1 rRNA gene is annotated in these 931 nt (G+C 51.2%); it reads right to left on the bottom strand.

Going from position 1 to position 931, the window contains the following annotated elements:
* A 23S ribosomal RNA gene (locus ST37_RS04685) occupies window positions 1-931 on the bottom strand; the annotation flags it as partial.

Below are 931 nucleotides of genomic sequence, written 5' to 3'. Positions count from 1 at the left end.
TGATTTCCCGGATTTACCTAAGAAATCAGCCTACATACTTAAACCTGGACAACCGTCGCCAGGCCCACTTAGCCTTCTCCGTCCCCCCATCGCAATTGTAAGAAGTACGGGAATATTAACCCGTTTCCCATCGACTACGCCTTTCGGCCTCGCCTTAGGGGTCGACTTACCCTGCCCCGATTAACGTTGGACAGGAACCCTTGGTCTTCCGGCGAGGGGGTTTTTCACCCCCTTTATCGTTACTCATGTCAGCATTCGCACTTCTGATACCTCCAGCAGACCTTACAGTCCACCTTCAGCGGCTTACAGAACGCTCCCCTACCCAATAACTAAAAGTTATTGCCGCAGCTTCGGTGTATAGCTTAGCCCCGTTACATCTTCCGCGCAGGCCGACTCGACTAGTGAGCTATTACGCTTTCTTTAAATGATGGCTGCTTCTAAGCCAACATCCTAGCTGTCTAAGCCTTCCCACATCGTTTCCCACTTAGCTATACTTTGGGACCTTAGCTGGCGGTCTGGGTTGTTTCCCTCTCCACGACGGACGTTAGCACCCGCCGTGTGTCTCCCGGATAGTACTCACTGGTATTCGGAGTTTGCAAAGGGTTGGTAAGTCGGGATGACCCCCTAGCCTTAACAGTGCTCTACCCCCAGTGGTATTCGTCCGAGGCGCTACCTAAATAGCTTTCGGGGAGAACCAGCTATCTCCAGGTTTGATTGGCCTTTCACCCCTAGCCACAAGTCATCCGCTAATTTTTCAACATTAGTCGGTTCGGTCCTCCAGTTGATGTTACTCAACCTTCAACCTGCCCATGGCTAGATCACCTGGTTTCGGGTCTATACCTAGCAACTCGACGCCCAGTTAAGACTCGGTTTCCCTACGGCTCCCCTATACGGTTAACCTTGCTACTAAATATAAGTCGCTGACCCATTA

Source organism: Vibrio sp. qd031, assembly GCF_002100145.1.
GTDB lineage: Bacteria > Pseudomonadota > Gammaproteobacteria > Enterobacterales > Vibrionaceae > Vibrio.
The sequence above is the reverse complement of the archived record's forward strand: the minus strand, read 5'-3'. Positions and strand labels throughout refer to the sequence as shown.